The organism is Acinetobacter sp. ANC5681 (genome assembly GCF_023488045.1).
Taxonomy (GTDB): Bacteria; Pseudomonadota; Gammaproteobacteria; order Pseudomonadales; family Moraxellaceae; genus Acinetobacter.
In genome coordinates this window covers 66,583-80,935 of the sequence record NZ_JAMFKZ010000004.1, presented here as the reverse complement: position 1 = coordinate 80,935, position 14,353 = coordinate 66,583, and the positions used below count along the sequence as shown (strand labels likewise).

Sequence of the window (14,353 nt, the reverse complement as noted above, 5' to 3'; positions counted from 1 at the left end):
TTTAGGATAAATTAATCTGCATCATTTTAGTTCATCTCGTTCTTTTTGTATGCAATGTTGTATACAAGATTGGATTCTTATTTATTTTATTTAATAAATATTAAAATAAAACAATAGCTTAAATTGTTGGCATAAAAATTGAATAACTCCACTCAGTAAAAATCAAAAGATCAATCTGTGGAGAACAAAGATGCAAAACAAATTAATGTCAATGTCCGTTCTTATGGCAGCGATGATGGGGGTAGGTTTGGCAGGTTGTTCTAAACCAGCCGAAAAAACAGAAGCAGCAAAAACAGAAACCAAGGCGGCAGCACCAGCCGCAAGTGGTGACACCATTAAGGTGGGGATTTTACATTCACTCTCTGGCACGATGGCAATTTCTGAGACCTCTCTGAAAGATACTGCATTGATGACCATTAATGAAATCAATGCCAATGGCGGGGTGATGGGTAAAAAACTCGAACCAGTCATTGTTGACCCAGCATCAGATTGGCCGCTATTTGCTGAAAAAGCACGTCAGTTAATCACTCAGGACAAAGTTGCCGTTATTTTCGGTTGCTGGACATCAGTATCACGTAAGTCGGTTCTTCCTGTGGTTGAAGAGTTAAATGGTTTATTGTTCTATCCAGTGCAATATGAAGGTCAGGAACAGTCTAAAAATATTTTCTATACAGGTGCAGCACCGAATCAGCAAGCCATTCCTGCGGTGGAATATTTAATGGGTGATGAGGGCGGTAAAGCACAACGTTTTGTTTTACTCGGTACAGATTACGTCTACCCACGCACCACCAATAAAATCCTGCGTGCTTTCTTGAAGTCTAAAGGTGTTGCCGATGCAGACATCATGGAAGAGTACACGCCATTTGGTCATAGCAACTACCAAACTATTGTTGCCAATATCAAGAAATTCTCCGCAGGTAAAAAGACTGCGGTGATCTCCACCATCAATGGCGATTCCAATGTTCCTTTCTATCGTGAGTTAGGCAACCAAGGTATTAAAGCTGCTGATATTCCAGTGATGGCTTTCTCAGTTGGTGAAGAAGAGTTACGTGGTATTGATACCAAGCCATTAGTAGGTCATTTAGCGGCATGGAACTATTTCATGTCAGTTAAAAATCCGAAAAACACCGAGTTTGTGAATAAATTCAAGCAATATGCAGTGGAGTACAAACTTCCAAATGCCGATAAAGTTGTAACCAACGATCCGATGGAAGCGACTTATGTTGGTATCAATATGTGGAAACAAGCGGTCGAAAAAGCAGGTTCTACAGAGGTTGATAAAGTTCGTGATGCAATGGCAGGTCAAACTTTTGCAGCACCATCGGGTTATACCCTCAAAATGGATGAAACCAATCACCATTTACATAAGCCTGTGATGATTGGGCAAATTCGTGGTGATGGGCAATTTGATGTTGTTTATAAAACGCCTCAAACCATCAAAGCTGAGCCTTGGAGCCCATATATTCCTAAATAATTTTCCTATGCAACCTGCTGTTTCGGCAGTAGGTTTTTCTTAGTTTTATTTCTTGTTGATTGGTTTAAATAGAAAATATAAGGGGAGTCTTATGGCGAAACACTATGTTTTGGCACTGCTCTGCATCATGGCACAGATCATGTTTAATCCTGCATGGGCAGAAGTTACCTCACCAACAACCGTGACGTCTACAACTTCTCAGGATGCCATCCAAACTTTTGTTAAATCTGACTTTGCTACTCGCCGTGCCATGTTGAATCAATGGCCAGCCAGTATTGAGCAACTGGATCAATTGGTCGCGTATATTGATCAAAATGAGTTATATACCGATAGTTCAGGTCATACTTACATTTTAAAAAACGATGAAAAATTATTAAGTTATCCGCAATTGCAAGCCATCGACACTTGGCCCTCAGATTTATCTCAAGTGACGCTGGTCAATACTTTACGTAAGGCACTGAACTTTGGACAAGCCAAAGTTAAATTGAATTCTGACGATGCATCACAACGTTTAGCAGCTGTTGATATTTTAGAAAATAACTTGGATGAGCTTGATGTAGCAACGATCAAACAACTCTATCTCAATGAAAAAAGTGAAGGTGTTAAAGCCCGTTTAGCGCAACTGAAAGCTCGTTTAGATTTTAATAGTTCAGATGAATTCACCAAGATCGAAGCAGTAAAAGTTTTGGCGGATTCAAATCGTCCAGATGTATTGGCTTTAATCAATCAAAGTTTAGAACAGCCACAAAGTAATCCTGCATTAAAAGCAGCTTTGCTTGAAGCACAAAATAAAATTAAAACGCGTATTCAAATCAGTGAATGGTCAGGGCATGTATTTTCAGGTCTCAGTACCGCTAGTATTTTACTTTTAGCAGCGCTTGGTCTTGCAATCACCTATGGTTTGCTTGGTGTCATCAATATGGCACATGGTGAACTCATCATGATCGGTGCTTATACCACTTACGTCATTCAAAGTTTTTTTAAAACGCACTTTGCAGGCTTGGTTGATTGGTATTTATTGGCAGCGATTCCTGCTGCATTTCTGGTGAGTGCGCTGATCGGCATGTTGATTGAACGTACTGTGATTCGTCCGCTTTATGGTCGCCAATTGGAAACATTATTGGCAACTTTTGGTGTGAGTTTAATCTTGATGCAATCGGTTCGGATGATCTTTGGCGCACAGAACGTTGAAGTGTCGAATGTCGCATGGCTCAGTGGTGGTATTGCCCTAACGCCAAGCCTGATGTTGCCATATAACCGTATTGCGATTATTGGTTTTACTGTGGCGGTCTTACTGCTTCTAGTTTTCTTATTAAACAAAACCCGTTTTGGGTTATTTGTTCGTGCTGTGACACAAAACCGTCAAATGGCGCGTGCCGTGGGAATTCGATCTGCACGTATCGATATGCTGGCATTTGGCTTAGGTTCAGGCTTAGCTGGTCTTGCAGGTTGTGCGTTAGCACAAGTCGGCAATGTTGGCCCTGATCTCGGGCAAAACTACATTATTGATGCCTTCCTTGTCGTTGTCGTCGGTGGTGTGGGTCAAGTATGGGGGGCAGTACTTGCAGCCTTAGGTTTAGGGATTAGCAGTACAGTTTTGGAGATTGGTCTAGGTGCAGTTTTAGCAAAAATTATTCTCTTGGTTCTTGTGATTTTGTTTATCCAAAAGCGTCCACAAGGTTTGTTTGCCATCAAAGGTCGTTTCGTGGAGTAAGCCAATGAAAATCACTTCTTTATTTGCAGATAAACCGTATAGCGCAATCGCGATTGCCATTTGTTTTGCCGTGTTACTGGCTTTGCCGTGGTTGCATTTGTTATCACCTGATTCGGCATTTTATCTGTCAGCGTATTGGATTACGTTGATTGGCAAAATCATGTGCTTGGCTTTGGTCGCGTTGGCATTGGATTTAGTGTGGGGCTATGCAGGGATTTTAAGCTTGGGGCACGGCTTATATTTCGCCTTGGGTGGTTATGCCTTTGGCATGTATTTGATGCGTGAATCCGCAGGCGATGGCTTACCTGATTTCATGCGCTTCCTCAGTTGGACAGAACTCCCTTGGTATTGGGTGGGGACTGAGCACTTTGCTTGGGCGATGATCTTGGTTTTATTTGTGCCTGCCTTAGTTGCTTTTATTTTTGGTTTCTTTGCTTTCCGCTCAAAAATCAAGGGTGTGTATTTCTCAATTATTACCCAAGCCATGACCTTTGCAGCGGCACTCTTGTTCTTCCGCAATGAGACGGGTTTTGGTGGTAACAATGGCTTTACGGGTTTTAAAACCTTACTCGGTTTTGATATCACTTCTGCGCCAATGCGTGCCAGTTTATGTTTTGTCACCGCTTTGGTTTTGATGCTGTGCTTTATCGGCTTACGTCAACTGATGAATCGTCCTTATGGCCGAGTGCTTGGCGCGATTCGTGACAGCGAAAACCGTTTGCAATATTTGGGTTATCGCACGTTGTGGTACAAGCTTTCAGCATGGGTATTGTCGGCTGTGATCGCAGGTATCGCAGGGGCGTTGTATGTGCCACAGGTCGGTATCATTAACCCAAGTGAAATGAATCCAGTCAATTCGATTGAAATGGCAGTGTGGGTTGCAGCAGGGGGGCGTGGCACCTTGATTGGACCGATTCTTGGTGCAGGTTTAATCAATGCTGTGAAGACTTATTTTACAGTAGCAGCACCAGAAGCATGGTTATTGATCTTAGGCGCTTTATTTATCGTGGTGACGATTTTCTTACCGAAAGGTGTGATTGGATTATTTGACCGTTTTAAAAAGGAGAGCAATTAAATGAGTGATTTATTCCTAGACTCAGCTCAACATGGCGGTCAACTCGGCGAGGGTTATGGACGTGCCAAAACTGAGGGCGCAGATTTTAGTCACGGGATTGCCTTGTATTTAGAAAAAGTCAGTGTCTGGTTTGATTCGTTTCGTGCTTTAAATGATTTATCACTGTACATCGCTGAAGGTGAATTACGCTGCATCATTGGACCAAATGGTGCGGGGAAAACCACACTAATGGATGTGATTACAGGGAAAACGCGTCCAACCACGGGCACTGCTTTTTTTGGTCAAAACTATGATCTTGCCAAAATGAGTACCGAGGAAATTGCGGAAGCAGGGATTGGGCGCAAATTTCAAAAACCAACGGTATTTGAAAATTTCACTGTGATGGAAAATTTATTGCTCGCTGCACCACGCGATAAGCGAGTCAAGAAGAGCTTGTTTTCTCGTTTAGACCCAGAAGCACAATTGGCATTGGATGAAAGTTTAGAGCAAATCCGTTTAAAGGAATTTGTGAAAAAGCCCGCAGGATTATTGTCCCATGGTCAAAAGCAGTGGTTAGAAATCGGTATGTTATTGATGCAACGTCCGAAGCTGATTTTATTGGATGAACCTGTGGCAGGAATGACCGATGCAGAAACAGAACGCACGGCTGAACTGTGTTTGGAATTGAAAAAAAATCATACTCTTGTGGTCGTAGAACATGACATGAGCTTTATTGACACCATCAGCGAAAAAGTTACGGTATTAGCACAGGGTGCAATCTTGGCAGAAGGCACATTGGCAGAGGTACAAGCCAATGAAGATGTGATTGAAAAGTATTTGGGACGCTAGGAGACTGCCATGTTAGAAGTGAAAGAAGTTAACCAGTTTTATGGTGGCAGTCATATTCTGCGTGACGTGTCTTTATCTGCGCCTGTGGGGGAGTGCAGTGTTGTTTTAGGGCGTAATGGCGTCGGCAAAACCACTTTGCTGAAATGCTTGATGGGGATTCTCCCGATTAAATCAGGACAGATTTTGTTAGACGGCAAAGATATTGCCAAGATGTCGCCTGAGCAACGAGTACGTGCAGGATTGGCCTATGTACCGCAAGGACGAGATATTTTTTCAACCTTGACGGTAGAGGAAAACATCCTGATTGGCATGGCAAAATTTTCAGGCGCAAAAACCCGAAAAGTACCGAGTCATCTCTACGAAATTTTTCCTGTCTTGGATGAAATGAAGCATCGCCGTGGTGGAGATTTGTCAGGTGGTCAGCAGCAGCAACTTGCGATTGCTCGAGCGTTGGCTTCTGAGCCGAGTGTCTTGATTTTGGATGAGCCAACTGAGGGGATTCAGCCGTCAATCATTAAAGATATTGGTCGGGTGATTCGTAAATTGGCAGATCAGGGTGAAATGGCGATCGTTTTGGTGGAGCAGTTTTACGATTTTGCCGAAGAACTGGCAGATAACTATACGGTGATGGCGCGTGGACAAGTGATCGCACAGGGACAAGGTGCGGAAATGCCTGAAAAGGGAATAAGGGAGTTGGTGGCAATTTAATAAAAGCCTCGTAAGAGGCTTTTTACTTATTTACTCTCCACTTTATAGAATGTCCCACCAGCATAAACATTGTGTCCAAAGCCACAAGAAGATTCACTATCTTTCTGTTCCACCTCAATTTTTTGACCTAGATTCGGATCGTTAGCAAATTGAAGTTTGATCTGACAGTGTTCATAACGGTAGTTTGCTTGTTTTGCCGTGATGGGCATGGTCGTTTCAAACTGCCCCATATTTGGGCCATAAATCAGACCTCGAATCCCAAAGTAATAACCTTCAAAATTAATTAGATATTTATTTTGTTGTTTCTTGACCGTGATGTAATCCCATTGTCCGAAACCATTGGCTCGGACATAAGTGCCTTGTAGGTCTTTCGTGATCTGCGGTTTAGGAAGCTGTTTTAAATTGTATAGACTGATTTTTGAATCTTCATCTCGTAAAAACCATACTCTTGCCCATTGTGGCTTGCCTAATTTTGCATAACTCAACCCGACATTATTATTGGCTATTTCAATCTCACGGTCAGTCACTTTAATACCGCTTTCTTCAGCATTCATTTGGCAGAAATGTGCCCATGCGGCTTGATCTTCAAATTGTTTCACTGCTTTGGCATATTGCTTTTGATCGTAAAACTTTTTGCCTGCTTGGGCATATTGTTTCACTTTGGCACACCCTTGTTGTAATTCTTGTTCAAATGAATCTTCAGCAAAAGTTGAGGCTGAGCCAATTGCTGTTATAACCATTAGGCAAAGTTGCGTTGTTCTCATCATTTTCAATATTTCTAAAGCTGCTTGATACTCATTTTAAACAAGAAGTGAAAATAGATGCTGTGAGCAAATTGTTAGCTTGAAAGTTGTAGCTGCATCCAAACCAAGTCACGCCATTGTCCAAATTTTTGTCCGACTTGTGGCATATAACCTGTTTGTACAAAACCAAGCTGTTCATGTAGCACAATTGAACCCATATTTTCACTATCAATCGCAGCCACCATGATATGCATGTTTTGCTGTATCGCGAGATGGATCAGTTGTTGTATCAAGGCTTTGCCTAGACCTTGACGTGCGTAGCTTGGATCAACAAAAACAGAATGTTCGATACTCTGACGATAGCCGCTGATACTACGAAATGCAGCATAGTAGGCATAGCCAGCAACTTTATTATGGTGTTGGTCTTCAACCACAATCATTGGGAATTGCTGCTGTTGCATGTCTTGAAAACGTTGTTGATATTGTTGTAAAGCAATAGCTTGATCATTCCAGTTGGCTGTACCCGTCAGGATTTCATGATTATAAATCGTAAGAATCTGTTCCAAATCATTTAGTGTGGCAAAACGAATTTGATAAGGTGAATGCAAAGAACGCGCTGCAAGCTTAAGTTTGAATGGCATGGATGAATTAATGAAAGTTCATATATTCTGAATATGCGTGATTGCAAAAAAAACAGCAAGACTAAGCTTGCTGTTTTTCAATTGATTGACTGTTTAGAAGTGGTATTTAACCAAGGCGCTGACATTGTTTTCATCGCGGTTTTTCATACCAAACTTGTTATTCCAAACAGAGTGTTCTACACCTAAATATAAGCGTGTTTCAGGTGAAATATGTTTGCCAACATTCCACTTATATTGTGTGGTCCAGTTGAGTTCACTTTCATGACGCTCCTTACCATCGTGGGCAGCACTTGACCAGTCAAGGAAACCATCGACCAAGAAATCTTCAGTTGATACTTTAAATGGCACTGCATAGGCAATCGTCATTTGATAGTCATCAGCAGTGTTTTCATTATTGGCACGGTAGAAGTTTACATTCGCATATTGGAAATATGGAATTGCTAAATCAAAGCCTACGCCGTACAAGAAGTTGTCAAAGTTACTGCCATTGGCACTATTGCTTTCCCATGTTGTTGAGATCAAGACATCTTTGACTGGGCCGAAAGCAAGTTTTTGACCAGAAATTTCGCCTAAGCTCAAACGAGGAGAAAGTTCGAAATAGGTACTTTTGTTGTCGTCACCACCACGCATACGATCCATAAAGAAGAATACGTCGGCATATTGTACTTTTGCAGCGTATTCGACAGTTAAAGTCGTTTGTTTTTCATCGACAACTTCATAGTTCTCACCGTATAAACCAGTGAGGCTAAAATCTTGCCAAATAGGCTTTGCCTGAACGAAAGCTGCTGTAGATACCAATAAACAAGTCGCTGCAAGTTGCTTCAATTGCATTTAAAAAATCCCCCCAAAAATGGCGTGTCAAGCATACAAGGAATTAAGCAAAAATAAAGCCAAATTTGACCAGATGCTCAAAAGAATTGTATAGAACCGACCAAAAGAAAAAAGCCAATGAATTTAAAAATCTTTTTGATCAAGTTTTAATAAAAATGTCAAAAATCAGCTTGCATATTTGTTATGAAAGTCAGATATTGGAGTTATAGAAGATCTTCTTAACTACTGAAAAGCAACAGATGCGAAGCAAGGAGACCACAAGCATTTACATAATCAAAATATACAACTGCACTGAATGAATGCATGCTCAAAGTGTGCCAGATAACAAAGTTTTGTAGCACCGTCTCAATAGAAAAGAGAGGAAGATATTTATGAATATTGAAATCCGTACAGATAAGAACATTCAAGGTAGCGAACGTTTAATTAGTTATGTCCGTGCAGAACTTACGCAAGAATTTCAACGCTATAGCGAGCGTATTACACATTTTTCGGTTCATATTAGTGATGAAAATGGGGAAAAAACGGGAGATCATGACAAACGCTGTATGATCGAAGCCCGTCCAGCAGGTATGAAACCTGTTGCTGTGACAAACAAGGCGGCAAATATTGATGCATCTATCCATGGTGCGATTGATAAACTAAAACGTAGTTTGGAACATTTATATGAGAAAAAAGAACATCATCGTGGTGGTTTACCAGAATATGTTGACGTCGATGACGATGTAAAAGTTGATGATGAAGCGTAAAGATAAACGCGAAAAAAAAGTCCAGTTTTGGGCTTTTTTTTTTGTGTATATCAAATTTATACGTGATTTTATAAAAACCTGTCGGGATATTCGGCATAATAGAAACATTAAATACATTGTGAGAATTGGTCATGTTAAGTAAGCAACAGCAGGCCTTGGTGCAAGCCATACAAAAACTCGATTTAGACCAAGTGCAATCTTTACTTGCTGAAGGACTCGACCCGAACTTTATTGATCCTGAACATGGTTTCCCAGTCTCTATTTTATGTGATGGCTTATTTGTGTGGTGGGAGAATGTCTGTGAAGCTTATGAAGCAGGTCAGCCATTGACTGAAGCAGACAAACAACAACAATTACAAGTTTATCAAGACATTTTAGAAGCATTAATTCAAGCCAAAGCCAATCTTCATTTATGGGATGCGGAAGAGTTTTATGGTCCGCTTTGGGATGCTGCAAGTTCAGCATGCGCACCTGTGGTTCAACGCTTACTCGATGAAAAAGTCGATCCAAACACAAGAGATGAAGAGGGTCTAACGATTTTGTCTTCAATTAGCCAACTGTTTTTTGATTGTGATTTTGATGAAATTGACTGGTCAGAATCTTTGATAGAAGAGCGTGAAACACTCGAATTATTACGCAAACATGGCGCGAAAATGTCAAAAGAGCTAACGGCATAAGTCTAGCCAACAAGATATAAAGGGGAGAACAATGAAAAAGTTTCAAGTATTAAGCTTGATTGCTGCATCAATCATGACAACTGCAACATTTGCAGCAGAATTTTCATTTGATCGTCCTGGTGCAGGGATAAGAACAGGGATTACACCTGTTGGTCAACTTGCTTGGGAACAGGGCTTACCAACAGTAAGTTACCAAGAACAAAATATTGAAGGTGTAAAAGATAAAACTTTAACCCTAAATGGCGATATGTTGTTGCGTACAGGTTTAGCAAATGGTCTAGAACTGCAATTGGGTTGGCAAGGTCCTGTTTGGCAGCAATATAAACATGCTGGTACTAAGAAAGAAACCAATGGTTTAGGTGATGTCAGTATTGGTTTGAAAAAGGCGATTAATTTAAAAGATGATCGTTTAACAATGGCATTGTTAGCAGAAGCGATTATTGCGACTGGCAATGATGAATTCACGAATCAAGATGATATTTATAGCCTCACTTCAGCAGTTGCGTATAAGTTCAGCGATTTGGTGGGTACATCAATTACCATGCGTTATGAAGCACAAAACAGTGATTGGGCCGTGACTGCAATTCCAACTATTGATTATAAAATTGCGGGTAAATTATCTGGTTTTTCAGAGTTTGTTTATCGTAAAGCAGAAAGCCAAGACTATGAATATGGTTTAGGAACAGGTTTAGTCTATAGCTTAAATGATCGAGCTCAACTTGATGCCAGTATAGGTGTGGATTTGAATGGCGATCAAAAAAGCTATAACGGTGGTTTAGGTTTATCTGTTTTATTCTAGTCAAAATCTCCGCTAACTTTTGAAATCCTTCTGCAGGCAGAATGAGGTCTTAAGTTATCGGGAGAGTTACAGTGAGATGAACATGAAAATGTCTGTTCAGGGTGGGTACATTAGCCAATTAATGTGCTACTTTTTGGCTACTTTATTGTTGTTATGTACGTCTTTGGTTTACGCTCAAGACAATCTATCAGCACCGTTACTGACTCCTGAACAGGCATTTGCATTTTCAGTTGAATCGACCAAAACCAATCAAGCGCGGTTACACTGGACCATTCAGCCTAATTATTATCTCTATCAACACAAATTTGAGGTTCAACAAGGCAATCAACCTGTTACGTTGAAATTACCCAAAGCAATTGAACAGTACGATGAAAACTATGGTCATAGCCAAGTTTATTATCAGCAAGCAGAGTTTGAGATTAGCACTCAAGCATCTCAACATTATCGTGTTACATGGCAGGGTTGTGCCAAAGACCGTATTTGCTATCCACCTCAAAATATTGAATTTCAAACCGATGCTGATGGGTTGGTTAGTGTCGAAAATGTCAGTTCTAATTCACAAAAACGTTTTTTAGATGTTGCTCGTTCTGCGAATAGCTTAAATGCTCAGACCGCAGAGAGGGATGAACTTACAACTGAAAAATCTAATGATGTAAAGCTGAATAATTCAACCAATATGGCGCAAGACCAACAGTGGTCAAGCACATTGGCACAGCACTCTCTTGCTTATAGCTTGTTATTATTTCTAGGCTTAGGAATTTTATTGGCATTTACGCCGTGTTCTTTACCAATGTTGCCGATTTTGACCTCATTGATTGTTCGTGAACATAAAGGCGTTAAAGCATGGACGATTGCGCTTACTTTTGTATTTAGCATGGCAATGGTCTATGCCGTATTGGGTTTAATTGCCTCTGTGGCAGGGCTAAATTTCCAACGATGGTTACAGCAACCTGCGACATTAGTTGCATTTAGTCTATTGTTCGTTGTATTCGCTTTAAATCTGTTTGGTCTATTTGAATTGAAACTGCCACAGAAATGGGTGAATCGCCTCGACCAAATGCAGTCAGTGCAACAAGGTGGGACTTTGCTTGGTGCAAGTATCATGGGCATGATCTCCGCATTGTTAGTCGGTCCGTGTATGACTGCACCTTTAGCGGGTACATTACTCTTTATTTCACAAACGCAAAATCAGTGGCAAGGTGCTCTACTATTATTCACCTTGGGATTTGGCATGGGTATTCCATTACTGCTTGCCAGTGTTCTAGGTGCAAAGGCACTACCGAAAGCAGGGGAATGGATGCATCAAATTAAGGTTATTTTTGCCTTTTTGATGTTGGCGTTAAGTATTTATTTTATCCGTCCGTTGTTGCCTGAATTGGCAGTTCAGGTGTTGGGCCTGATTTTAGGTTTGGCGTTTATTGGTTATGCTGCGTACCGCTTTTTTGTGAAAAAGGGACAGTTGCAGTGGTTGTATGCCTTGCTGCTCATCATTGCAATTCCGTTTCTTGCCTTTAACCAATATCAGCATATGCAAAACCTGAGTACAGTGCAGGCAGATAAATTAGCAGAGTGGCATGTCGCAACAACCGCTGCTGATTTTGAGCGGATTCTAGCCAACGCACCCAAAGATCGACAGATTGTCATTGATGTCTATGCCGACTGGTGTGTGGCTTGTCAGCCGATTGAGCATCGAATTTTAAAGGATGTAGAGGTGCAGCAAGCTTTAGCACCTTATTATCTGATTAAACTGGATTTAAGTCATTACGATGCTTCACATCAGGCATTACTCAATCAATGGGATATTTTAGGGCCACCAACCTATTTATTTTTAGATTCGCAACAACAAGAAATCCGTGCATTACGTTTAACGGGTGCATTTAAGAAAAGCGAGCTATTACAACAACTCACACAATTAAAAGAGAAATCACCATGAGCTATCAATTATTTATAGGGAATAAAAATTATTCAACTTGGTCGATGCGACCGTGGATTTTATTAAAACAACTTGGCATTCCATTTCAGGAGCATTTAATTCAATTTGATAGTTTTGAACCTAATAGCCAATTTAAAACTGAGATTTTAAAATTGAATTCAACGGGCAAAGTCCCAACACTCATGCACGATGATTTGATTATTTGGGATAGTCTGGCGATTTGTGAATATATTGCTGAACAAAATCCTGAGAAGAATGTGCTACCTCAAGATAGAAAGCAACGAGCCAGAGCACGATGCATTAGTGCAGAAATGCACAGTAGTTTTCAAAGTTTACGCAATCTGTGCCCAATGAATGTAGAAGCGGATTTAGCCCATATCGGACAACAGCTTTGGCTGGACAATGCCCAGCTTCGTCCAGATGTGGCTCGGATTGAACAAATTTGGTCTGAACGTCCAGCTGAGGACAGCTTTTTATGTGGTGAGTTTAGTCTAGCCGATGCATTTTATGCGCCTGTGGCTATGCGTTTTGAATGTTATAAATTACCCATCTCTGCTTCTAGCCAAAGTTATATGCACAAGATATTGTCTTTAGCATCAGTTCAAGAGTGGATCGCAGAAGCCAAACAAGAACAGATGTTTGTACCCTTTGATGAGCCTTATCGTAATCATCGTGAAGAATATCTAAAAGACTAAACAACAGGTCAAAAATAAAGGCATCTTTGGATGCCTTTATTGGATTAATTTAAGAAAAGTTCAGTAAAAATTTTGACTTGATTTCGACCAGATGCTTTTACCGCATACAATGCTTGATCTGCCTGACTAATAATTAAGTGAGATTCATCGGCACTGAGTGTGCTGCTGATGCCAAAACTGGCACTGATAGAAAACTCTTGATGATCTTCTGAGGTAAATTTTAACTCACCAATCGCTAAGCGACAGCGCTCCGCCACATTTTGTGCTTGTGCAGGCGTAGTATTGGGCAATAATAAAATAAATTCCTCGCCCCCAAAGCGCCCAATCATATCTCGGTCACGTAAATTATTCGCCAAACATTTTGCAACATTGATCAACACTTGATCCCCAACACTATGCCCAAACTGGTCATTAATATTTTTAAAATGGTCTAAGTCGAGTAATACAATCGAGTAAAGTTGATTTGGTTGCTGATGTAAGCGCTCTAAGTGATTGCTAATACTGCGACGATTCATCACATTCGTGAGCGGATCTAAAAGACTGAGTACTTGAATAGCCGTTTCTCGAATTCGCCATTGTTTGAGCAGACTTTCAAATAGCAACAAACAAGCAATTAAAATTGGCAATAAGAAGAAAAACATACTGCCAACCCAAAAAGGATGCATTTGAGCTTGATTCAGGACTTCTAGCTTAAATATCGGTGCATATTGTAGGACACCATACATACTTAAAAAGTTGCAAAACAGCAGTGCGATTGTTGCTGGCACCAGTGCACAATAAATCATTTTGCGATCAAACAGAACCAGACCTACTCCCACAACACTGACATAGGCAACCATGGTTGCTGGACTAAAACTCCCAATCAGATAGCCTATATGACAGAGTAAAACAGTAACGACCTGTACGCTTAAAATCGGAATGATTTCTTGTACCCAAGATTTATGTTTATAAATAAAGCAGGGCATAATCAAACTTAAAAAGACAAAAAGCATGATTACATTGGTCCAAAGTTTAGATCGAACCAACGGTAAATTTACCCATTGCCATGTAAATGGATTTAGCAAGACAAAACTGTCCCAAATAATTCCAAATAGACTTATAAGTGAGGCTAAGATTAGCAACAAAATACATTTCTTTAACATGTTCCAATTAATTAATGGTTCATGTTCCCAGAACTGCGAGAAATTCCATTTTTCTCTGTCAACTAACCTCTTAAAATGAATCCTCATGATTGGCATGTTTCCTTATATGCAATGAGATTCCTAAGAAACGTTATTAGTGTAAATTCGTTATCAAAAATATTATTAAACGATTATTAAAATAACAATAGCACTTTTAGAATGAGAAGGAAGTCTAGCTATGTGCTTTTTAATGTAAATTAGGAGAGCAAAAATTCTTTGAAAAAGGAAGCTTAATCTAAATATTCGATCAGTTTGTTCTTATAATGAAAAAAAGAAATTAAGAATGACAATGGTCAGACATAGCTGAC

At 40.3% G+C, this 14,353-nt stretch carries 14 protein-coding genes; 10 read left to right on the top strand and 4 right to left on the bottom strand.

The window, feature by feature from the left end; genetic code table 11:
• The first annotated feature begins 190 nt into the window (after window positions 1-190).
• The 5 genes from urtA (at window position 191) to urtE (ending at window position 5,799) form a co-directional block, all read left to right on the top strand.
• Window positions 191-1,474, top strand: a complete 1,284-nt coding sequence (urtA, locus tag M5121_RS03960) for an urea ABC transporter substrate-binding protein (protein WP_249570421.1) — start codon at window positions 191-193, stop codon at window positions 1,472-1,474.
• 91 nt (window positions 1,475-1,565) lie between these two features.
• Window positions 1,566-3,188, top strand: a complete 1,623-nt coding sequence (urtB, locus tag M5121_RS03955; RefSeq protein ID WP_249570420.1) for an urea ABC transporter permease subunit UrtB — start codon at window positions 1,566-1,568, stop codon at window positions 3,186-3,188.
• Window positions 3,189-3,192: 4 nt separating this feature from the next.
• Entirely contained in the window at window positions 3,193-4,263 is a 1,071-nt protein-coding gene (gene urtC, locus M5121_RS03950; protein WP_125318284.1) for an urea ABC transporter permease subunit UrtC, read from the top strand.
• Window positions 4,264-5,091 (top strand): urea ABC transporter ATP-binding protein UrtD, encoded by an 828-nt coding sequence (gene urtD, locus M5121_RS03945; protein WP_249570419.1) that lies wholly within the window; start codon window positions 4,264-4,266, stop codon window positions 5,089-5,091.
• Between the two features lie 9 nt (window positions 5,092-5,100).
• Window positions 5,101-5,799 carry an urea ABC transporter ATP-binding subunit UrtE gene (urtE, locus tag M5121_RS03940; RefSeq protein WP_249570418.1) on the top strand — a complete coding sequence of 233 codons (699 nt, stop codon included), beginning with the start codon at window positions 5,101-5,103 and terminating at the stop codon, window positions 5,797-5,799.
• Between the two features lie 26 nt (window positions 5,800-5,825).
• Here urtE and M5121_RS03935 read toward each other — a convergent pair whose 3' ends face one another.
• The 3 genes from M5121_RS03935 to M5121_RS03925 form a co-directional block, all read right to left on the bottom strand.
• Window positions 5,826-6,566: a hypothetical protein gene (locus M5121_RS03935; RefSeq protein WP_249570417.1), complete on the bottom strand. Its 741-nt coding sequence runs from the start codon at window positions 6,564-6,566 to the stop codon at window positions 5,826-5,828.
• 71 nt (window positions 6,567-6,637) lie between these two features.
• Window positions 6,638-7,183: a GNAT family N-acetyltransferase gene (locus M5121_RS03930; RefSeq protein ID WP_249570416.1), complete on the bottom strand. Its 546-nt coding sequence runs from the start codon at window positions 7,181-7,183 to the stop codon at window positions 6,638-6,640.
• 93 nt (window positions 7,184-7,276) lie between these two features.
• A complete protein-coding gene (locus M5121_RS03925) occupies window positions 7,277-8,014 on the bottom strand; it encodes an outer membrane protein OmpK (protein ID WP_249570415.1) in 738 nt (245 codons plus the stop codon).
• Window positions 8,015-8,385: 371 nt separating this feature from the next.
• Here M5121_RS03925 and M5121_RS03920 point away from each other — a divergent pair, with 371 nt between their 5' ends.
• From M5121_RS03920 to M5121_RS03900, 5 genes are all read left to right on the top strand, one after another.
• Window positions 8,386-8,760: an HPF/RaiA family ribosome-associated protein gene (locus M5121_RS03920; RefSeq protein WP_249570414.1), complete on the top strand. Its 375-nt coding sequence runs from the start codon at window positions 8,386-8,388 to the stop codon at window positions 8,758-8,760.
• Between the two features lie 131 nt (window positions 8,761-8,891).
• A complete protein-coding gene (locus tag M5121_RS03915; protein ID WP_249570413.1) occupies window positions 8,892-9,437 on the top strand; it encodes an ankyrin repeat domain-containing protein in 546 nt (181 codons plus the stop codon).
• A gap of 31 nt (window positions 9,438-9,468) precedes the next feature.
• Window positions 9,469-10,236, top strand: coding sequence for a transporter (locus M5121_RS03910; RefSeq protein ID WP_151738090.1), 768 nt, complete (start codon window positions 9,469-9,471; stop codon window positions 10,234-10,236).
• Between the two features lie 82 nt (window positions 10,237-10,318).
• A complete protein-coding gene (dsbD, locus tag M5121_RS03905) occupies window positions 10,319-12,169 on the top strand; it encodes a protein-disulfide reductase DsbD (protein WP_249570412.1) in 1,851 nt (616 codons plus the stop codon).
• A complete protein-coding gene (locus M5121_RS03900) occupies window positions 12,166-12,864 on the top strand; it encodes a glutathione S-transferase family protein (RefSeq protein WP_249570411.1) in 699 nt (232 codons plus the stop codon). The genes dsbD and M5121_RS03900 overlap by 4 nt, the downstream gene beginning before the upstream one ends.
• A 44-nt stretch (window positions 12,865-12,908) precedes the next feature.
• Here the strand turns inward: M5121_RS03900 and M5121_RS03895 are convergent, their stop codons facing one another.
• Window positions 12,909-14,093 (bottom strand): GGDEF domain-containing protein, encoded by a 1,185-nt coding sequence (locus tag M5121_RS03895; protein WP_249570410.1) that lies wholly within the window; start codon window positions 14,091-14,093, stop codon window positions 12,909-12,911.
• Window positions 14,094-14,353: the final 260 nt, after the last annotated feature.

Bases quoted from the DNA above. Each gene is read 5' to 3' on its own strand.
- urtA (WP_249570421.1), top strand. From the start codon at position 191: ATGCAAAACAAATTAATGTCAATGTCCGTTCTTATGGCAGCGATGATG.
- urtB (WP_249570420.1), top strand. From the start codon at position 1,566: ATGGCGAAACACTATGTTTTGGCACTGCTCTGCATCATGGCACAGATC.
- urtC (WP_125318284.1), top strand. From the start codon at position 3,193: ATGAAAATCACTTCTTTATTTGCAGATAAACCGTATAGCGCAATCGCG.
- urtD (WP_249570419.1), top strand. From the start codon at position 4,264: ATGAGTGATTTATTCCTAGACTCAGCTCAACATGGCGGTCAACTCGGC.
- urtE (WP_249570418.1), top strand. From the start codon at position 5,101: ATGTTAGAAGTGAAAGAAGTTAACCAGTTTTATGGTGGCAGTCATATT.
- M5121_RS03935 (WP_249570417.1), bottom strand. From the start codon at position 6,566: ATGATGAGAACAACGCAACTTTGCCTAATGGTTATAACAGCAATTGGC.
- M5121_RS03930 (WP_249570416.1), bottom strand. From the start codon at position 7,183: ATGCCATTCAAACTTAAGCTTGCAGCGCGTTCTTTGCATTCACCTTAT.
- M5121_RS03925 (WP_249570415.1), bottom strand. From the start codon at position 8,014: ATGCAATTGAAGCAACTTGCAGCGACTTGTTTATTGGTATCTACAGCA.
- M5121_RS03920 (WP_249570414.1), top strand. From the start codon at position 8,386: ATGAATATTGAAATCCGTACAGATAAGAACATTCAAGGTAGCGAACGT.
- M5121_RS03915 (WP_249570413.1), top strand. From the start codon at position 8,892: ATGTTAAGTAAGCAACAGCAGGCCTTGGTGCAAGCCATACAAAAACTC.
- M5121_RS03910 (WP_151738090.1), top strand. From the start codon at position 9,469: ATGAAAAAGTTTCAAGTATTAAGCTTGATTGCTGCATCAATCATGACA.
- dsbD (WP_249570412.1), top strand. From the start codon at position 10,319: ATGAAAATGTCTGTTCAGGGTGGGTACATTAGCCAATTAATGTGCTAC.
- M5121_RS03900 (WP_249570411.1), top strand. From the start codon at position 12,166: ATGAGCTATCAATTATTTATAGGGAATAAAAATTATTCAACTTGGTCG.
- M5121_RS03895 (WP_249570410.1), bottom strand. From the start codon at position 14,093: ATGAGGATTCATTTTAAGAGGTTAGTTGACAGAGAAAAATGGAATTTC.